This is a genomic window from Paenibacillus amylolyticus, assembly GCF_047302515.1.
GTDB classification, from domain to species: domain Bacteria; phylum Bacillota; class Bacilli; order Paenibacillales; family Paenibacillaceae; genus Paenibacillus; species Paenibacillus amylolyticus_G.
This window is the reverse complement of the sequence record NZ_CP168019.1, coordinates 3,567,434-3,587,972: the sequence shown is the minus strand read 5'-3', so window position 1 is coordinate 3,587,972 and position 20,539 is coordinate 3,567,434. Positions and strand designations below refer to the sequence as shown.

At 46.2% G+C, this 20,539-nt stretch carries 16 protein-coding genes; 9 read left to right on the top strand and 7 right to left on the bottom strand.

The features are described from left to right. The first annotated feature begins 206 nt into the window (after nucleotides 1-206). A complete protein-coding gene (ade, locus tag ACDJ59_RS15345) occupies nucleotides 207-2,066 on the top strand; it encodes an adenine deaminase (protein ID WP_413403954.1) in 1,860 nt (619 codons plus the stop codon). 385 nt (nucleotides 2,067-2,451) lie between these two features. Then, nucleotides 2,452-3,372, top strand: coding sequence for a hypothetical protein (locus ACDJ59_RS15340; protein ID WP_413403952.1), 921 nt, complete (start codon nucleotides 2,452-2,454; stop codon nucleotides 3,370-3,372). 167 nt (nucleotides 3,373-3,539) lie between these two features. Here the strand turns inward: ACDJ59_RS15340 and ACDJ59_RS15335 are convergent, their stop codons facing one another. Beyond that, nucleotides 3,540-4,460 carry an AraC family transcriptional regulator gene (locus ACDJ59_RS15335; RefSeq protein WP_339198817.1) on the bottom strand — a complete coding sequence of 307 codons (921 nt, stop codon included), beginning with the start codon at nucleotides 4,458-4,460 and terminating at the stop codon, nucleotides 3,540-3,542. Nucleotides 4,461-4,632: 172 nt separating this feature from the next. Between ACDJ59_RS15335 and yicI the strand changes: the two genes are divergently transcribed. The 4 genes from yicI to ACDJ59_RS15315 all read left to right on the top strand — a co-directional run bounded on the left by yicI (nucleotide 4,633) and on the right by ACDJ59_RS15315 (nucleotide 12,389). Beyond that, nucleotides 4,633-6,951, top strand: a complete 2,319-nt coding sequence (yicI, locus tag ACDJ59_RS15330) for an alpha-xylosidase (RefSeq protein ID WP_413403949.1) — start codon at nucleotides 4,633-4,635, stop codon at nucleotides 6,949-6,951. 75 nt (nucleotides 6,952-7,026) lie between these two features. Then, nucleotides 7,027-8,037, top strand: a complete 1,011-nt coding sequence (locus ACDJ59_RS15325; RefSeq protein ID WP_413403947.1) for a phosphotransferase family protein — start codon at nucleotides 7,027-7,029, stop codon at nucleotides 8,035-8,037. Nucleotides 8,038-8,056: 19 nt separating this feature from the next. Further along, on the top strand, nucleotides 8,057-11,005 hold the full coding sequence (locus tag ACDJ59_RS15320) for a glycoside hydrolase family 3 C-terminal domain-containing protein (protein ID WP_413403945.1): 2,949 nt from the start codon (nucleotides 8,057-8,059) through the stop codon (nucleotides 11,003-11,005). An 82-nt stretch (nucleotides 11,006-11,087) separates the two neighbouring features. Then, entirely contained in the window at nucleotides 11,088-12,389 is a 1,302-nt protein-coding gene (locus ACDJ59_RS15315) for an MFS transporter (RefSeq protein ID WP_413403943.1), read from the top strand. 154 nt (nucleotides 12,390-12,543) lie between these two features. Here the strand turns inward: ACDJ59_RS15315 and ACDJ59_RS15310 are convergent, their stop codons facing one another. Next, entirely contained in the window at nucleotides 12,544-13,884 is a 1,341-nt protein-coding gene (locus ACDJ59_RS15310) for an MFS transporter (RefSeq protein WP_413403941.1), read from the bottom strand. Nucleotides 13,885-13,914: 30 nt separating this feature from the next. Beyond that, complete coding sequence (locus ACDJ59_RS15305; RefSeq protein WP_076208963.1) at nucleotides 13,915-14,337, bottom strand: MarR family winged helix-turn-helix transcriptional regulator; 423 nt, start codon at nucleotides 14,335-14,337, stop codon at nucleotides 13,915-13,917. 255 nt (nucleotides 14,338-14,592) lie between these two features. Between ACDJ59_RS15305 and ACDJ59_RS15300 the strand changes: the two genes are divergently transcribed. Next, complete coding sequence (locus ACDJ59_RS15300) at nucleotides 14,593-15,066, top strand: RbsD/FucU family protein (RefSeq protein WP_413403939.1); 474 nt, start codon at nucleotides 14,593-14,595, stop codon at nucleotides 15,064-15,066. 4 nt (nucleotides 15,067-15,070) lie between these two features. Here ACDJ59_RS15300 and ACDJ59_RS15295 read toward each other — a convergent pair whose 3' ends face one another. Genes ACDJ59_RS15295 through ACDJ59_RS15280 form a run of 4 tightly spaced genes read right to left on the bottom strand, consistent with a single transcriptional unit; the run spans nucleotide 15,071 to nucleotide 19,039 of the window. Then, nucleotides 15,071-16,189: a GerAB/ArcD/ProY family transporter gene (locus tag ACDJ59_RS15295; protein ID WP_413403937.1), complete on the bottom strand. Its 1,119-nt coding sequence runs from the start codon at nucleotides 16,187-16,189 to the stop codon at nucleotides 15,071-15,073. A 15-nt stretch (nucleotides 16,190-16,204) separates the two neighbouring features. Further along, nucleotides 16,205-16,411, bottom strand: coding sequence for a hypothetical protein (locus ACDJ59_RS15290; RefSeq protein WP_413403935.1), 207 nt, complete (start codon nucleotides 16,409-16,411; stop codon nucleotides 16,205-16,207). A gap of 37 nt (nucleotides 16,412-16,448) precedes the next feature. Beyond that, nucleotides 16,449-17,597 carry a Ger(x)C family spore germination protein gene (locus ACDJ59_RS15285; RefSeq protein WP_413403933.1) on the bottom strand — a complete coding sequence of 383 codons (1,149 nt, stop codon included), beginning with the start codon at nucleotides 17,595-17,597 and terminating at the stop codon, nucleotides 16,449-16,451. Then, nucleotides 17,594-19,039 carry a spore germination protein gene (locus ACDJ59_RS15280; protein ID WP_413403931.1) on the bottom strand — a complete coding sequence of 482 codons (1,446 nt, stop codon included), beginning with the start codon at nucleotides 19,037-19,039 and terminating at the stop codon, nucleotides 17,594-17,596. Before ACDJ59_RS15280 ends, ACDJ59_RS15285 begins: the two co-directional genes overlap by 4 nt. 214 nt (nucleotides 19,040-19,253) lie before the next feature. On the opposite strand from ACDJ59_RS15280, the gene ACDJ59_RS15275 reads away from it, so the two are divergent. Both ACDJ59_RS15275 and ACDJ59_RS15270 read left to right on the top strand, forming a co-directional pair. After that, complete coding sequence (locus tag ACDJ59_RS15275) at nucleotides 19,254-19,784, top strand: GNAT family N-acetyltransferase (protein ID WP_413403929.1); 531 nt, start codon at nucleotides 19,254-19,256, stop codon at nucleotides 19,782-19,784. Nucleotides 19,785-19,861: 77 nt separating this feature from the next. Beyond that, nucleotides 19,862-20,482: a TraX family protein gene (locus tag ACDJ59_RS15270; RefSeq protein ID WP_237176010.1), complete on the top strand. Its 621-nt coding sequence runs from the start codon at nucleotides 19,862-19,864 to the stop codon at nucleotides 20,480-20,482. Nucleotides 20,483-20,539: the final 57 nt, after the last annotated feature.

Sequence of the window (20,539 nt, the reverse complement as noted above, 5' to 3'; positions counted from 1 at the left end):
CGTGATGAGGTTACAGCCATATAGGTGATCGTATTGATAAAAATTCCTAACGTGAATTCGTAAGGATTGGGTCCAGTGGATAAACACGACTTCATAATTTGTATTTAAGCACAATCGATGTGATTTTTCTTTACACATGAAGTCCGGACTCATATAATCGTAACAATATATTTTTTTTGGATCGTTTATTTAAAGGAGGCAACAAAATGAACAAATCATCTTTTGAACGGCCACTTATGGCCGATTGTGTACCGGATCTGGTCGCTACAGCACGGGGAGATTTGCCAGCGACTTTGGTCATTCGGGGAGGTACGCTGGTAAACGTGATATCGGGCGAGATTTTGCCTGAGATGTCCATAGCTGTACAAGGAGCTCGAATCGCTTATGTCGGTAAAGATGTAAGCCACACCATCGGAGAACATACGCGGATTATTGAAGCGAACGGCAAGTATATCGCTCCTGGTTTGCTGGATGGACACTGCCATATCGAAAGTACACAGATGAAAGTAACCGAGTTTGCGAGAGCGGTATTGCCTTCCGGCACGACCGGAGGTTTCTTTGACCCACATGAGATCTCTAACGTGCTCGGCCTCAAAGGTCTGAGACTGATGCTGGATGAAGCGCGGACCACACCGATGGCAGCTTATATGCAGGTGGCTTCCTGTGTGCCTTCCACGCATCCAGGATTGGAGACAACAGGTGCTTATATCGGACCTGAAGAGGTAGCTGAGGCTCTTTCCTGGGGTCCGGACATGATTGGTCTTGGTGAAGTGATGAACTTCCCTGGGGTAGTCTATGGGGACGAGACGATGATTGGGGAGATACAGGCGACCCTCCGGGCAGGTAAAGTGGCAGATGGTCACTTTACCTGGGCAGCAGATGACTGGCGTCTGCCAGCGTATGCAGCGAGTGGGGTTACAGGGGATCATGAATGTGTGACCAAGGAAGATGTGGTTGAACGTCTGCGGCTCGGGATGTATGCGAAGATGCGCCAAGGTTCGGCATGGCATGATGTAGCAGAGACGATCAAAGCCTGCACTGAGCTTGGACTGGATACACGCCGGATGATGTTGGTGACCGATGATCGAAGCTCTGAATCGCTGCTCAAAGAAGGACATATGGATTTTGTTGTTCGTCTCGCAATCTCCCAAGGGGTGAAGCCGGTCACGGCTTTCCAGATGGCAACCATTAACACGGCTGAGCGCTTTGGTGTTGCGCGCGACATTGGTGCGATTATTCCGGGCAACATAGCCGATATTATTCTGCTGGACGGCCGGTTGGCGGATGTACGTGTGGGCATGACGATTGCTGCCGGGCAAGTTGTGGCCGAGAATGGGAAAATGACGGCGGTCTGGGACAGCTTCACGTACCCTGAGGAAGCGCTGAACACGGTGAAGTTAGAAGCTAATATTCAGCCGGAAGATCTGGAGTTGGCTGCACCGATTGCAGAGGGGACGATTGGTGCCAAAATCATTCATGTGACAGAGAACCATGTGGATACAAATGAGAAACATCTGCCTGTTACCGTAGAGAACGGCAAGGTTGTGGTTTCAACTTCAGGGGAAGTATGCAAAATTGCGGTATTGGAGCGTCACAAACAAACCGGGAATCGAGCGGTAGCCCTTGTTGGAGGCATCGGCTTCAAATCACCTGCAGCGATTGCGATGACAGTTGCTCATGATAGTCACAACCTGTTGATTATCGGTAATGATGATGCCCTGATGGCCGAAGCCGGTAACCGTGTCATTCGAATGCAAGGTGGGGTGGCCGTGGTAACGGCAGCAGGGGTAACCGAATTCCCGCTGCGAATTGCAGGTTTGATGTCAACTGAATCTTTTGAAGTCGTTGCAGCCCAATCGGCAGCAGTCAGCGAAGCTTTACAGTCCGCAGGATGTACGTTGAATAATGCGTTCATGACGCTTTCGTTATTGGCGCTGGTTGTGATTCCAGAATTACGTTTGTCTGACAAGGGTCTTGTGCGGATCTCGGCAGAAGGTATTGAACTGGTGTCCCTTTTCGATGAAGTGGTTGACAATACACCGGTAGCTCTATCGGGTAACGAATGAACGGAAATGTCGACCAGACATCATTAAATAGGGTTCCATGTAAAGCCGCCTTAGGGCGGTTTTTTGGTGTGTTTTGAGAGAAAACGCTTTCTAGGTCTTCTGGAGCTTGGTGTACATATGGCAATAATGACTGAAGTCATGCTGAAATAAGGATTGAATTTGAAAATAATGAATAATTGTGACTTTTGAACTATACATACAGAACTACGAATTCCCGAAATATAGTTATATGATTCTTTCGTCGTAAGTCTTAAAGATGATATTGCATATAAAAGCAATCCAAATACGTCGTACCTAATAAGTATCCATTAAATGAATATGAAACGACACAATTTCATCCAGATTTGCACGTCAGAGCTGATAACTTCAGAGGGAGTGTACAAATATGAAAAGCAAAAGGGGTTACCGTTTTATCTTATTACTGAGTTGTTTGATCCTGTGTGCGAGTACAGCCTGTTCTTCCAAAGCCATAGCGGATGGTTCGGTCGACAGTTATGCAACGATTCATGGAAAACTTGATGTGCCGGTGAGAGCGACTTGGGTGTGGGATACCACCCAGATCCGAAGTAATCCTCAAGAGGTGTTAAATTACGCTACAGCGAATAAGATCAATACGATCTATCTGCAGATGAACCGGGATATAAAAATTCCTGATTATAAAAGCTTTATCCGTCAGGCGAGAGCCAAGAACATTGCGGTTGACGTCATGGACGGAAGATCAGCGTGGGGATTGACGGAAAGCCGGGAGCAGATTGCATCTTTCTTAGACTGGATCGAGGAATATCAGGCGCAGGCGTTGCCTAATGAGAAGTTTGCTGGTATTCATCTGGATATTGAGCCACATGTGCACCCGCAGTGGAAAATCAATCAGGCTAGTGTGATTACGCAGTGGCAAGGCAATGTGGAGTACATTGTTGAGCGAGCATCGCGGATGAAGATGCCGGTAGCGGCTGATCTGCCTTTCTGGCTCGATAACTACAAAATTCCGGGTTCCACGATGGCCGTAAGCAGTTGGATGATTCGCAAGTTTGATTCCATCACCATTATGGCTTACCGCGATACAGCTGCTGCAATCTATAGTGTAGCGAAGGATGAACTTGCAGAAGCAGCTCTGCTTGGCAAGACGATCTCAATCGCCGTGGAAACAAAGCAAAGTAAGGAAGGCGACTTCATTACTTTTTATGAAGAGGGATCTGCTTATATGGAAGCACAATTAAAATTGGTCGAAAAAATGGCTTCAGTGCATGCGTCCTTTAACGGTTTCTCCGTACATGAGTACACTTCATGGAAGACAATGAAAAAGTGAGGCCAATGTTAAGCTTCAAAGCGTAAGGCTGATAGCAGCACATGAAATGAGTTCTAACCTGAGACAATGTGGCTCAGATCAGATCTTTACCTCACTCGTTCCCAGGAAAGTTGATAAAAAGATAAAGAAGGTGTTTGCAGCTGATGAGCTGTGAGCACCTTCTTCTTTTACACCTGAACCAGGGCAGATTCCATTCCTACGTTCTCATAGAACATTTTGCGATACTGTGAAGGTGTAGTGGCTTTATGCTTTTTAAATGTAGTGATGAAGTAGCTTAGATGCTCAAAACCCACATCCATGGCGATATCAACAATTTTGTGATCCGTATTCTCAAGCTGAACGCAGGCCTGTTGAACACGGTAATAGTTAATGTAATCTACAGGGGTTTTCTGCACCATCTGTTTGAAGAAACGACAGAAGTGTCCTTCGCTCATATTGGCTTCATCGGCTAGTTCTTTCAGCTTCAATGGTTCAGGATAACGTTTGTGGATATAACCGAGCACGGATTTCAGGCGCTCTACCTTGTCATGACTCCCTGTAGCTACAGTGCCTTTGAGCGGAGCAGGTCTCATATGTTCGAACATTCGGGCAAATATGAGGTACAGGTACGCTTTAGTTGACATTTCACACGTTTCGGTTCGGGTGGCATGGTCTGCAAATATGCGTTTCAGGTGATCCAGAATTTCTTGTCCCCAATCCTCATCTGCCTTGATATGGCTGGGGGGAATCACCGTTTTGCGTACTAGTGGACCGATGAATTTCTCTTGGACCGTATCGAAGGTACGGCTGCCAAGCAGCTCGGGATTAAATACAATGGAAGAGAATACGCAGGGCACATCGCCCTTCAGATACCCCGCATGAATCTCACCTCGATTGATGAAAATGGCTTCTCCAGCTTGAACTTCAACGGTGTTCATATCAATCTGAAAGACGGCGCAGCCCTGGGTCACCATGGTGAACTCCATCTCATCATGCCAGTGGCAATCCAGAATGCTATCCCCGTTCAGTTGTTGAATATCCGGGTACACACTGACGGGATACATGGCATTGCCGTGAATCCGGTCTTCCCGTAATCGTTCACGTTCCATATCAGATTCTCCTTTTGTATCATTATTAATGTAATCGTTTCCATAGATTGGTGATGATGTTCAAGAATCGGATGTTTATTATCAAAATAGTGATATATTTGGTCAAAATAAGAGAAGAAATTCGTTATTAATATCAATATTATTATAATATAACCAAAGGGGGAAAGAAAACATGAAATTTACTGATGGATTCTGGATGACTCGTGAAGGGTACCAGATTCAAAACCCGACTGACATTCGTGATATTGTGCAAAAAGATAATTCTGTGACCGTATATGCGGCAACTAAATATATTCGTTCCAAAGGCGACACGTTGAACGGTACATTGTTGAAAGCAACGTACAGCTCACCAATGCCTAACGTTATTCGTGTGACCTTGAATCATCATAAAGGCGGCGTGAAAAAAGGGCCTGTATTTGAGCTTAACACACAAGAAGCCAACGTTGAGATCTCAAAAAATGAACAAGGTGCTGTTTTGAAAAGTGGCAATCTGGAAGTTCAAATCGACAAAACAAACGGTTGGGATATTAGCTTCCTGTATGGAGGAAAACGGATTACAGGTAGCGGTCAAAGAGCTGCTGGTTATATTACAGGTCCAAGCAAGGAAGCGTACTTCCGGGAGCAACTTGATCTCGGTATTGGTGAATACGTTTACGGACTCGGTGAGCGCTTCACACCGTTTGTTAAGAATGGTCAAATCGTCGATACCTGGAATGAGGACGGTGGTACAAGCAGTGAGCAGTCCTATAAGAACATTCCGTTCTATTTGTCCAATAAAGGATATGGCGTATTTGTAAACCATCCTGAACGCGTATCGTATGAGATTGCATCCGAGAATGTATCTAAAGTGCAGTTCAGCGTAGAAGGCGAGACGTTGGAGTACTTCATTATCGGCGGTGACAATCCAAAGGATGTACTTGATAATTATACGAAATTAACAGGTAAACCAGCGCTTCCACCGGCATGGACTTTTGGTCTGTGGCTGACAACATCATTCACAACGGATTATGATGAAGCAACGGTTAACCATTTCGTAGATGGCATGGCTGAACGTGATCTTCCGCTGTCTGTATTCCATTTTGACTGCTTCTGGATGAAAGAATACCAATGGTCTGATTTTGTATGGGATGAAGCGATGTTCCCGGATCCGGAAGGCATGCTTGCACGTCTGAAAGAGAAGGGCCTTAAAATCTGTGCTTGGATTAATCCGTATATTGCAGAAAAGTCCTACTTGTTCGATGAAGGTATGGAGAACGGTTATCTGGTGAAAACAGCGGATGGCAGCGTATGGCAATGGGATATGTGGCAAGCAGGTATGGCTCTGGTTGATTTCACAAACCCGGATGCTGTGAACTGGTATAAGAGCAAGCTGGAAGTCCTGCTGGATCAAGGTGTAGATTCCTTCAAGACCGACTTCGGCGAAAGAATTCCGACAGATGTTGTGTACTTCGATGGTTCTGATCCCGTTAAAATGCACAACTATTATACACAGCTCTATAACAAAGCTGTATTTGAATTGCTTGAAGAGAAGATTGGCAAAAACGAAGCTGCCCTGTTTGCACGCTCTGCAACAGCAGGTGGTCAACAGTTCCCGGTTCACTGGGGCGGTGACTGTTCTTCCACGTATGAATCCATGGCTGAATCACTTCGTGGTGGCCTCTCACTGGGGCTTTCCGGTTTCGGATTCTGGAGCCATGATATCAGTGGTTTTGAAAGCACAGCGAGCCCTGATGTCTACAAACGTTGGGTACAATTCGGACTGTTATCTTCACACAGTCGCCTGCACGGAAGCACTTCGTATCGTGTGCCTTGGCTGTTTGACGAGGAATCCGTGGACGTTGTTCGTGACTTTACCAAACTCAAAATCAGCCTGATGCCGTACCTGTACAATTCTGCGGTGGAGTCAACGGTAAAAGGTATTCCGATGATGCGCGCTATGCTGCTGGACTTCCCAGAGGACCCAACAACATACAGCCTGGATACGCAATACATGTTTGGTGATTCAATCCTGGTGGCTCCAATCTTCAACAAGGAAGGCGATGTGCGTTATTACCTGCCTGAAGGAACTTGGACGAACTATCTGACAGGAGCGAAAGTACAAGGTGGACGCTGGATCAGTGAAAACCATGACTTCAAAACACTGCCAATGATGGTCAAACCAAACAGCTTGATCGCTGTAGGTGCGGTGGATAGCAAACCGGATTACGACTTTGCGAATGATGTGTCCCTGCACTTGTTCGAACTGGCTGATGGTCAAACGGCTCAAGCTGTTGTTGTGAACCAAGCGGCTGAACAGGAGCTTACAGTTAACGTTACACGTAATGGATCAGTGCTGGATGTTCGTGCTGAAGGTGCGGGCAAACCTTGGAACATCGTACTTCGCGGTATTGAAAGTGTATCCAGCGTTGAAGGTGGTTCCCAAGTGTCTGGTGCAAATGGTGTTGTCGTTACAGCAGCAACAGGCGCAAACGCGCTTACAATCCAACTGTAAAATGATATAGTAAAAGAAAAGGACGGTGCCGAAAGGTGCCGTCTGTTTGTCTACGATGATAGGAGATTGAATGAAATGAGTACAATGAATTCGGGTTTGCACTGCACGATATCAGCAGAGATGCTGCATCATCTGGTAGAAATTAATTTTGGAAGCGATACCAAAGTAAAGGAGTTTGGTCTCCTGCAAGGTGGACTTTTTAATACAACCTATCGGATTCAACTTGAACATACACCCTATACGGATGTGATTTTACGTTTGGCTCCAGAGCGGGGAGAGATGGCGGCTGGTTCTGCGAGTGATCCCCTATTTTCTTTTGAACGCACGATGATGGCGGCTGAACCGATTGTGTATGAATATTACCGGAAGGCAGGTATTCCTGCTCCCAACATTATCGCCTGTGATGACAGCGGATTAATCATTCCAAGAACGTACATGTTTATGGCGTTTATCCCGAGTAAGCAGCTGGATCACGCATCGATTTCAGACATAGACAAAGAGCGATTGTATCATCAGCTTGGCGTCTATACCGCCATCATGCATCAGATCGAGGGTGCATCGTTTGGCTGGCCGCAGGGGGACGGTTCAATTAAAGGCTCGGATCAATGGTCCGAGGTGCTGCACGCTTTTGCAGAAGAAACGGCACTTAAAGCGGCACAAGCCGATTATATGTCAGGTGTGGGAGAAGAGATCGCTGCTATTTTCATCAAAAATAAAGACTTATTTGATCAAGTGACTCGTCCGGTTCTCGTTCATAATGACCTGTGGGAAGCCAACGTACTTGTTCATGTGGAAAACGGTGAGCTAAACATTGCGGCCATCATCGACGGAGATCGTTCCATGTTTGCCGACAGGGAGTTTGAAGCCATATTGTCGTCAGAATCAGCGGCTTTTCATGAAGGATATGATCGTCCACTGGACTCATCCGCTGAAGGACAGGCACGCAGGCTAGCGTACCGAATACTGTCTTCGTATTTTAATGCCTACGTTCATGAACATCAGGTCAATCAACCTGAAGATGGTCAGAAGTATCGCCAGCGCACGCTGGATTTACTGGAGCAATGGAAGCAACTTGGACTTAACTAATTCGCAGGGGGAATGAAGGATGAAGGAGTATCATCAATACCCGATGTGGGATGCGTCACTTTCACTTGAGGAAAGGTTGGATGACCTGATTGCACGATTGACAACGGAGGAGAAGATCAGACTAATTCCTACACGCGAAGCAGCTGTACCAAGACTGGGCATTCCAGCCTACAACGTTGGGGGTGAAGCTGCCCACGGGGTTGCATGGAAAGGGGAGGCAACGGTATTTCCGCAACCGCTCGGTCTATCAAGTACCTGGAATACAAGGCTCATGCGGGAGATTGGTTCAGTCATTGGCGATGAAGCGAGGGCATATCATCACCGTGATCCCGAAGTTCACGGGTTAACATTGTGGGCACCAACGGTTGACCTGGAACGTGACCCACGCTGGGGCAGAACGGAAGAGGGATATGGCGAGGACCCGGTCCTCACGGGAGAAATGTCGGCAGCTCTCGTCAAAGGAATGCAGGGAAATGATCCTTTTTATCTGAAAATGGTCGCTACATTGAAACACTTTTTTGCTAATAATAATGAGAAAGATCGGCTAAACTGTTCATCCAGCATCGATCCGCGGAATCTGCGGGAATATTATTTGAAAGCATTTGAGACACCATTTGTGGAAGGTGGAGCCTTGTCCATGATGACAGCTTACAATTCCATCAATGGTACACCTGCCATTGAAAGTCCATATGTGAATGATGTGGTTAAGGGTGAGTGGGCGATGCGAGGTTTCATAGTATGTGATGGTGGAGACCTGTCACAGACGGTGAACTATCATGGTTATCATACCAGCCATGCCGAGTCAGCATCAGGTGCGTTGAAGGCAGGAGTGGATTGTCTCACGGATGAAGTTGATCTTGTTGTATCTGCTCTGGAGGAGGCTCTTGACCAGAATTTGTTGGAAATAGCTGATTTGGACAGAGCGATCCGCAACATCTTTGGTGTGCGAATGCGACTTGGACAACTCGATCAGTCCGGGCTCAATCCATATGCGTCTATTCCCGAGTCGGTATTATGTGCATCGGAACATGCCAAACTCAGTTATCGTGCCGCTGCGGAATCGATTGTTTTGCTCCAAAATGATGGATTGCTTCCGTTGCAGCCAGAAGTGTTGCAGAAAATCAGTGTGATTGGGCCACTTGCGGATGTTGTCTATACCGATTGGTACAGTGGCACACTGCCTTATCGTGTATCCGTCCTCGATGGACTGCGTAATCGGCTACCTGAAGCAGACGTGACCTATGTCGATGGGAATGATCGTATTGGTCTGAAGACAGTAGACGGAAAGGTTATTACCCTTGGTGCGGAAGGTACAATCGTGGCTGTGCAGGAGGGCAGTACACCTGCAGCCGAGTTCGTGCATCAGGATTGGGGCTGGGGAAGTCATACGCTGAGAAGTGTGAACAATAATCGATACGTTAGCTTAACCGAGCAAGGCATCTATCAGGCAAACGCACCGGAGATTGGTGGCTGGTTTGTGAAGGAAGTTGTTCGAATAGATCCTCTAACGGATGGAAGTAACACCTTGCGGACATGGAACGGTATTCCTGTTGGGCTGAGCGAATATCAGGGACAGTTTGCTGTATCACCACCACGGCCACAAGGAGAACAAACTACAGCTACAGGTACAAATCCGAATGATGTTGGTGAATCTGGACACGCAAGTCAGTCACCAGGCAATACACAGATACCTTCTGCATTCAATATTGATATTGTGACAAGCGGAAAACAACAAGCCGTAGAAGCTGCACGTAGCAGTCAGGCATCTGTCGTTGTTGTTGGCAACAGCCCATACATCAACGGCAAAGAAGAAATTGACCGCCCAAGTCTGTTGCTTCCGCCGAGTCAGGTCGAGCTTGTCAAAGCCGTGTGTGAAGCCAATCCCAATACAGTAGTTGTCATTATGGGCAGTTATCCATTTGCCTTGCAGGAGTTGAAAGGTATTGCCCGCGCAATCGTTTATATGACACATGCAGGTCAGGAATTGGGGAACGCGCTTGCAGATGTGCTGTTAGGTCATTATGCCCCGGCAGGCAGATTAAACATGACATGGTATGAAGATGAATCACAGCTTCCTGACATGATGGATTATGACATCATTCAGAATGGTATGACCTATATGTATCATGAAGGACCGGTTCAATATGCATTTGGACATGGTCTGACCTATTCGGAATTCGAATACGAAGCGATTCGTGTAAGTCGTGATACTACGGCGGAAGCCACCACCACAGATCAATTGAAGATTGAAGTGGAGGTACACAATACAGGTCAACATGACAGTGATGAAGTTGTTCAGATCTATGGATCTTCACATACCTCGCGTGTGAAACGCGCTCAGAAGCAACTGCTTGCTTTCCGTCGTGTTCATGTCAAAGCAGGGACGCGTGTTACGATAAGATTCGAAGTTCCTGTTCAGAAGCTGGCGCTATGGGATGTTACCCGAGATCGATACTGCGTGGAGACAGCGACCTGGGCCATCCTGGCAGGGCGTTCTTCCACAGATATACGTCAGTCGGCTGATATTGAAATTGAAGGTGAGACAATTCCTGATCGTCCGCTGCACTTGCTTACCTTTGCCGAGAATTACGATGCTTGTGCAGGTGTTTTACTGGATGAATGTCTGGAAGGGCGTTCGGCAGTTCGGGCAATCAATCGTGAAGAACCCTTATATCGAGAGGCGCAGTTGTCCTGGATCGCTTTCAACCATAATGCTGTTCAAGAAGTACAAGGATTTGAAGCCAGAGTGGCAGCTTTTGGGGAAGAGGGCAGACTGGAGATTCGCTCCGGAGGACTGGAGGGCGAACTGCTCGGTGTGTGTGAAGTTTCTGGACCTGGAGGCAGTGTGAATGGGAAAGATATCAAGTGGACAACGGTCCAGTGTTCGCTTGTGGCGCCACATAAGGTGAATGAGCTATATATTGTCTTCTTAGGTGGAGCAGCGTTACGGCACTTTAGATTGTTGTAGTTGTAGCATGTCCTGAATAATCAACCTCCGAAACAAGCACAATAATGCTGTTGTGTGTAGAATCTGTAAAGGTGGTTGTGGTATGAACGATAAAAAGTGGGACCTCGTCGCACTTGCTTCCATCCCTTTAATTATGACCTTGGGTAACTCCATGCTTATACCGATCCTGCCACAGATCGAACGTGAGTTGAAGGTATCTGCATTTAAGGTCAGTATGCTCATTACAGTCTACGCTGTAGTTGCCATCCTGCTTATTCCTCTTGCAGGGTACTTGTCGGATCGGTTTGGCAGAAAAGCAGTTATCATTCCCAGCCTCGTTATTGCAGCCGTCGGAGGTGCTGTCGCTGGTGTAGCAGCATGGATGCTGAACGGAAACATAGCCTACTGGACCATTCTGGGTGGCAGGTTATTGCAGGGAATAGGTGCTGCCGGCGCATTTCCTATCGTTATTCCTTTGGTTGGGGACATGTTCAATGATGAGAACGAAGTTAGCAAAAGCCTGGGTATCATTGAGACCTCGAATACGTTTGGTAAAGTCATAAGTCCGATTCTGGGTGCAGCGCTGGCGGTCTGGTTGTGGTATGCGCCATTCATGGCTATTCCTATACTTTGTGTGCTTTCGCTGGTTCTTGTTATTTTCCTGGTGAAGACTCCCCGGAAAAAAGAAAAGCCTCCCACCTTTTCTGAATTTGTGGCATCCATTCGTGACGTCTTGAAAGAAAAGGGACGCTGGTTGTATGCGTTGTTTGCAATCGGCGGTATTTGCATGTTTGTCATCTTTGGTGTGTTATATTATCTATCCGAAACGCTGGAGAGCGAATTCGCCCTGAAAGGTGTTCTTAAAGGACTTGTCCTTGCGATTCCGCTGGCAGCGCTATGTCTGTCTTCTTTCCTGGCAGGGAAGTGGATTGGCAAGAACAAAACGCGAATGAAATGGCTTGGCTTCGCAGGGCTTACGCTTCTGACGGTATCCCTTGGCGTTATAGGTTTATTTGATAATATCTATGTTGTAGTAGGTCTTTTCACATTGGGAAGTGCCGGAATAGGCGCAACGTTACCATGCCTGGATGCCTTGATTACAGAAGGCGTGGACAAAAAACAGCGGGGCACAATCACGGCTCTGTTCAGCAGCATGCGATTCATTGGGGTATCTCTCGGTCCACCTGTCGTTTCTTTGCTGATCGGTTCTCATCATTTCTTGCTTTTTGGTGTGCTCGCCGCGTCTGGCGCAGTGGGCGGATTGCTCACATTATTTGCAGTTAAGCCGGATAAGGGAGACCAACCTACTTCAGGAAGCAAGCAGAAACAGGATGAAACATCTATGGATGTGATCGAGACAAACAGAGGGTATGCTCCCATAGGTCGCAAGAAAAGTCCATTTTAGATAGACGGTACTGAATGCTACGTTCATTTCCATGCTGTCTTAAGTTTAACATTCAGATCTGTTCTAATAAAAAACGCGTTTACGCCTAAGAAAGCGGATGAATTTGCTTTCTCGGTGTAAACGCGTTTTTAGGTTCAGAATGACTTTTAACCAATCATTCGTGTTTGCTCTTATTCGACTGGCTAGTTTCGGTGTTGCCGGCTCCAGATTCTGAATTCTTGGATTGATCTTGAGGTGGTTCCGTTGCAGTAATATGAGTATGAGCGAGCAGAGCATGAGGTTCAATGGAGAAGCTGCCGCTTCGTTTTCCCTGAATCAGATATATAAGCAAGAACAGAATCATAAACATCACGGAATAGCGATACATATCGGTATAACTGGTTATGGCCGCAATGGCGCCAAGAAGAAGGGCACCGGTCGCAATACCCAGATCCAACGAGTTCAAAAACATACCGTTAGCCATGCCCCGTTGAGTAGGAGATACAACTTGAATCATCCAGGTCTGCAGAGACGACTGCATGGAACCATAACCGATTCCGTAGATAAAGGCAGCGATGAACAGGACGGACATGGAGGTTGCATACGAGAGCAGAATGAGGCCGACAGCAACGAATATTGCCCCTGGAATGAGCAGTGCTTTTGGACCTTTATTGTCATAGATCCGTCCTGCAAATGGTCTAACCAATAACACGGCAAGTGCATTGAATAAAAAGAACAGCGCAGGATTGGCCAGATTGGCTTCCTTGCCATACAACACGATGAATCCGACAAGTCCACCATAGGTGATGGATAACAGGCAGTTCAGCACACTGGGCAGAATCAGCTTGCGGTTGAAAGGTGTCTTCTGTTTTGGGTTGGACCCTGAAGCACTTGTTGTGGCTTGTGGCATGATGGTTGTACTGTTATCGGTTCTGACTTCTTTTTTGCGTGTCAGCGAATAACTCAGTGGATAGATCACAGCGAGGACACCCGCAGTACATAACATGAGGGTTACAAATCCAGCACCCTGTAGCAGAGTGACCCCAATAATTGGCCCCATAGACATAGCCAGGCTAGTCGATAGACCAAAGTAACCCATACCTTCACCCATTCGTTTGACAGGCACAATGTCCGAGGCCATCGTTGGAAAAGCGGTACTGCTCATACCAAACCCGATACCAAACAACATTCTCAGCAACAAGAGCACAGCTATACCGGCAGCAAAATAATAACCGAGCGTTGCCAGCAGGGCTACGGACAGGCCTATATAGATCATGGCGTTACGAAGGCCCTTCTCCAGTGCTTTCGCGGAATAGAGACGGGCTGCAATGGCACTTAGTGCAAACAGACAGGTGAATAAACTTACTTCAAATGCATTGGCGTGAAATCGCTCCTGTACGTAGGACGGAAGCGGAGAGACGATCATGTGCAGTTGCAAGAACAACAAGAAGTTGCACAGCATCAGCAGAATAAAATCGGTGGTCCATAGTCTAACTTGTGTAGATTGTTCTTTCATGATGGTGTATTCCCCCTGAGTTGTGATTCATTATAAGTTGCGGTTAATGAGGGAAAGAGTATGTTTAAATGCTTCCATCTGGTCTTCGGGTATACCTTCAGCAAGTTCTTTATTCATTTCTCTTTCAATCGGAACGAGGATATCAATTAACGCTTTGCCTTCTGTGGTGAGATATAACAGATAGGCTCTGCGATCCTGTTCACTGGTCCGGCGTTCTACCCAGCCTTTTTTCTCAAGCAGATCAATAATCCGCGCAGTGGTGGGTTGGTCTTTGAAGACACGTGCAGCGAGCTCCTTCTGATTCACACCTTCACCGCGGTCAACATTAAAGAGAACAGAAAATTGCTCTGTCGTAATATCATAAGGTTTGAATCGCGTTGCAAGTAAAGCTACAGCCTTACGATGTGTGAAACCCAGCATGAATCCAACAGATTGTTCCAGTGTATAGTCCATGTGATTGCTAGACCTCGCTTCCCTAATAAAATGTCCCAATCAATTAGTTGTTACAACAACTATATGTTAAACAAGTATTTTTGTCAAAATGAAATATTCTCATATTGAACGTACGGGTACGCTGTGCAATGATCTGAAAATACTGTTAGAATAGTGATGAAACCGCTTTTATGGAATCGATATCTTGAGTGCTTGAAAAATGTAGAAAACCAATTTGCTCTAACTGATGTTGGAGATGACCAAGGAGAGCTGTGTATGCTAAAGAATATACCCGCAATAATACCTCCAGAGTTACTCAAAATCATGTCCGAAATGGGTCATGGAGACGAGTTGGTTCTGGCGGATGGCAATTTCCCCGCAGCCAGTCATGCCAAGCGACTGGTACGTTGTGATGCACTGGGAGTCGTTGAACTGCTGGATGCCATCCTGCAATTATATCCACTGGATACCTATGCTGAGCGTCCCGCTGCTGTCATGCAGGTTGTGAAAGGGGATCAGGTGATCCCGATCATATGGGAAGACTACCGCCGGTTGATTGAAGAATACGAAGGCATTACGGATGCTTTTGATCATGAAGAGCGATTTAATTTTTATAAACGTGCTTCGAATGCCTATGTGATTGTTGCAACTGGTGAGCGAGCGCAATACGCCAATCTGATTTTGAAGAAAGGCGTCATTTTCCCCGATGCTGATCCTGGTCAGGAACAGCAGAATGCTGAATCGAACTGAATAATTACGGCGACGGAGCAGTGGATGCTTTGGTCGCCTTTTTATTTTTACCATTGCGGAGCCAGTATACCAGAACGTACAGAATGGGCATGGATTCAATAAGCACCGTGTACAAAGGTACAGCGTAAGAGCGGATAGCCAACTCGTAGGAGGCGGCATCTCTGGCATATTGAAGTACAATGGCGGCAGCCGTTCCCCCAATTAGATACACAACAGATTTTTGCTGTCTGATCCCGCTGAGTTTGGAGAGACAGACGGAAGCGACATACAACAGAAATGAGCTGCGAGTGAACATCGTTGTTGACCAAATTGCGATCAGAACAGGGTCCAGATTATCCAGGAAATCTCCGTATCGCGCAAAGCGTACCATTTCAAGTAAAGGATAGCGAAGGCCGGCGGCAACATAGGGACCAAAGTTCATCAGGGTGAACATCCAGAACACAACGATGAATATAACAACGGTGATGCCGGCAAATAACATGCTTTTCAGCATAGGACGCCTGAAAGCAACGACCGGTGCGAGGAAGAGGAAAAACATCCATTCGGAGAACCATGGCATGGTGGAAAAAGAACCCATCATGATCTCACCCAGATCATGATGGGTTGCCATTGCAAGCAGTATGCCGGGATTACCTCCGCCCCCAACCGCCGGAATAAGTAAGGTGGAAGTGAAAAGCTGTACCAGAAAAATACCTTCCGACATAAATACAATCGTAACCAATCCTGAACGCGCAGTCAGGCAGATGCACAGCAAAGTCAGAGTTGATGTTAACCAAATCGGAGTCTGTGGCAGATACATTGATTGCAGGAAGATAATAAAATTCTCCACATCAATGGATAACAAGTAGATACATAACATTACAATTAACCCGATATAAAAGCGATGCACAACCTTGCCCACGATATCCTCTCCATAGGAGATCCAGGGTTTGTCGGGATTAATGGAGCCTAAACGGTATGTAAAGAACAGAAAAATCAGACTGATCAGAAAGCCGCCGATGGTGGATAACCATCCCTGATAACCACTCATTTTGAACAAACGTTGCAGAAGAAAGGCAACAGGTTCGGAATACAGGTAAACAAACATGAAGCGGTAAGCCTGCCCCGCAGTCAGATGGTTCATGGTTAATCTCCTCCCTTATTGAATCAGGTGATCAGCCCAGCCAAAGACCAATTGGATTACATCATTGGGATTAGGCCATGCTGACCAGCTTACTGCAAGTGTATTCCATACGAGAAATAGGCCGAGCAGTATGAAATAGGCACGTCTGATTGCTTTTTTGCTTGATTTTACAGATGACCAATCCAGTAGATACAGTCCCGCAAATACTAAAACGGCTAACACGTATGTAACCTCCTTAAAAAAGCCATTCCCGTGCAAGTTAGAAGCTTGACTCCGAGCCGACAAATTGAATGTTGATATTTGTGTTGACAGTAAACTGAAGATCATTCTTTACATAGTTGATCCATGTAGGCCGCAGCTTCTTCCAGACCTGGGGGTATCTCCATTCGAGCCGGTATCCAAGCATGAGTATATCGGAGCCTTGGTGTTTCGCGGTTTGAATGGCCTGAGTAAGATGAGCACTCACTTTTTCGTTGGCTGCTTGTTCAATGTCCTTAATACCAACGATATCTTCAGCTTTCAGAACAGGAATGACCGAATTCAACTCAGCTCTTCCGGTCAGGTTGATAACAAAATGTGGTTCACCATTCTGGAGCTTTACATGTATATCCGAATGCATGCGGTATAACTTCATGCTTGCTTTTTGTTTTTTGGTTCTAACGGAAATGGTCATCGAATCCAGGTTTTGTCCTGCCCAGGCAACAGCGCGCGCTTCATCGGCCGAGAGAGTCCCAACCATTCGCATCTGTCTGAAGATTGTTCCACCGATTTGACTGACCCACTTTTTGGATTCTCCCTCTTCACTGACCATTTTCGTTTTTTTGCTGGCCAACATCGATGAGGCAAATCCCTGGTTCATTTTATCGGATGTAAATATGCTTAACACCTGGGTTTTTAATAGGTTTTCCTCGGTAGAGAATTCTCGCAGCACGTCACTTGGAGTTTCTTCAAATACCGGAGTTAGATCAGAAACGTCCTTGGCTTTGCCATTCGCAACCATCACGTAGCTGCTCAGGTGGAAAAGAGGTTGCCGTGCAATCCATTCCATCGTGTCTTCAATCCCCTCACGTGCGTAGGCTTGGCCAAAGACAATCACTCGCGTATGTCCCCAGGATATTTTACGTGTCAGGTCTGTCTGAATTCGCTCTATCGCATCTGCAATTGTCGGTGCCGTTGCCGAAACTGCTGCATAAGGATCTTTGCCTGTACCCCCACCTTCGGGAGAGAGACGATTGGGGAGCGGCATGCTAAGTGTAACTTCGATCTCTCCAGGGGTATCCGCTTTGTCCACGTACAAGGTTGTAATGAAGGTGCGCTCGTTAATTTCGACTTTGGACCAGCATCCGGTACATAACAGACAGCAAATAATGACGACAATAATTGGAAGGGGAGGCCGTCGAAATATCATGGTGTATCCTGCCTCCTTTCATTATCGGTCGCATAGGCTTTGGTTCGTTTTTTCATCATGAACCAAGGAACCCGAATAAACGTATCCTTGAAATCACGCAGGACGAGTGGGGCAAAAGGCTGCATGTACGGAACACCAAATGAACGCATGCTGACCATATACCAGTACAACAGGTAGATAGAAATGACGACACCGAATAGGCCCAGTGTTCCACCCATCAGCAGAACAGGAAATCGGAGCAGTCGGAAGGCCAATCCTAACTCGAAATGCGGAATAATAAAGGCTGCAATGCCTGTAATGGACACCACAATAACCAAAGGGGCAGAGACAATACCTGCCTGTACAGCGGCTTGTCCAATGACAATACCGCCAATAATAGAAACCGTCTGTCCAAGCGGCTTGGGAATACGTATTCCGGCTTCACGTAATCCTTCAAAGGTAATCTCCATGATGAAGGCTTCAATTAATGCCGGAAAAGGAATGTTCTCTCTTGCCGAGGCAATTGTAATGAGCAGATTGGTTGGGATGATCTCGGGATGAAATGTAGTGACTGCTACATATACGGAGGGCAGCAGGAAAGCAATGACGGCAAACAGCAAACGGATAATTCGGATAAATGAAGCTGAATGGAACCGTTGATAATAATCCTCGGACGACTGCATCAAAGAGAAAAATGTGACTGGAATAAGCAGTGAGAAGGGCGTTCCATCCTGCATGACCCCGATCCGTCCTTCTACGAGAGCAGCTGCAACGGTATCGGGTCTTTCGGTATATTGATACTGTGGAAAAGGAGAGAGCGGATGATCTTCCAGAAATTCTGATAGATAACTGACACCCAGACTGCTGTCCATATCAATATCACCCAGACTGGTTAATACATTTTCCAAAATCTCAGGTTTGCATAATCCTTGAATATAAATGACAAAAACTTCAGTTTTGGTATATTTGCCGATGGTGAATTTGATCATTTTAAAATCGGGATGTTTGATTTTGTGTCGCAGTAGAGACATATTTACATTAATATCTTCGATAAACGCTTCCTGGGGGCCAACAACGACGACTTCATTTGTTGATTCAGGTACGGAGCGCTTCTGATAATTTTGAATTGAAAAAATGATCATGCCGGACATGCCTTCGATATAGAGTGCTGCATTACCGGTTACAATATCATCTACCAACGTTTCCGCTGAATCCCTGTGCTGGTTTTCGAGAGAAAAAAAGGTTCCACTCACAACTTGCGTTATGAAATCTGGACCGACCTCGTTCCGTGCAGCCTCCTCAAGCAAGGGCTTAACAATAGCTTCACGCATGATCTGTGTATCAACTATGGATTGAATATAGAGCAACGTGCAATGGAGCGGCCCGATCTGAAGGGGCTGATAGATCATATCTGCCACGCCGACTAGACGTGATTGCACCTGTATCAGAATGCTTTCTTTCATAGATCCCTTCCTCCTAAATCAATGAATGGTTCGATTCCCTGCCAGCTATGAGCGATACTATAGTGTGCAACGCTTCGACTGAAATATACTCCGAACGATGAATGTTCAGTATCTTTAGGGAAAAGTTCCTGGATACTACAAATTTTGATGCAGATGATGAATGGGGAAAAGGAAAGGACTGTTTTACAATTGAAGAAATACAAAGGAGGAGACGATGCTCTCCATCCCAGAGGAGTTGAGTGAAATGCAGCACCGAATCAGACAAGCGGGTCTTCTTGATAGTAACGAAGTGGGACGTTTGTTCAATGAGTACAGGATGTTCTACAACCAAAATGCTGATATTGAGGCAGCACGTCAGTATATTAGAGAACGAATGGAAGGCCATGAATCGGTGATTTTGGTAGCAGAAACAGATGCGGAAAGTGATCATGGGACAGATGAAAGTAACGTTATGTCACTCTCGAAAGGCTTAATTTGTACTGGATTCGTTCAGCTATATCCCAGTTTTAGTTCGGTATCGATGGGGCCTGTCTGGGTGCTTAATGATCTATATGTGCATCCGGATTATCGTCAGCAAGGCATTGCTAGGAAGCTCTTGCAAGCAGCCAAGCAATTGGCATCTGAGCGAGGAGTTCTTCGTATATCACTCTCAACTGAGTTAAGTAACAAACGAGCGCAAGCTTTATATGAACCCGAAGGATATGCACAGGATACCAAATTCATGTATTATGAACTTAACGTATAAGAGGTTGCTCAAAAAGACGCACTATATGAATGAATGGCACACTTGTGTCGTCGGCAACAAGGGAGGGGAGTCGCAACATGATGCAGTGGATTGCCATGATCACGATGTTAATTGATCATATAGGGGCTGTCTTTTTTCCACATATTATAGAGTTGAGGATCATAGGTCGTATCGCTTTCCCAATCTATGCTTTTGCAGTGTATATCGGTTATAAACATACACGAGACGTACAAAAATACATATGGCGGTTGTTCTGGATTGCGATCATATCACAGGTGCCGTTCATGGCTGCTTTTAATCATTATTCTCTGAACGTGGTGTGGACATTGTGGTCAGCCCTGTTGGTATTATTCGTTATCGATAAATTGCCATCCAAACTACTAGGGATTCCGATTGTAATTGGAGCAGGATGGTTCATGGAAATTAGCCAAATGGATTACGGGATGTACGGGTTGTTATTGGTTCTGTTATTCCGTTATTTCCAGGGTCCTGTACTTGTCGTGGCACATGTCTTGTTAAATGCACTATATCTTCTGCTGCATAACAGCTCTGTGCAAATGTATAGTGTGCTGGCAACCGCCGGCATTGCTATTGCTCAGTATTACCAAGCGGGATTCCGTATGAAGGGGCCACGTTGGGTCTGGCGTTATTTCTATCCAGCTCATCTTGCCATCATTGCAATTATCCGATGGGTCTAAAAAATGATCCGAAAATGCGAAGAAAAGAAGCCATCTTATCGTCAGTGAATGACGATA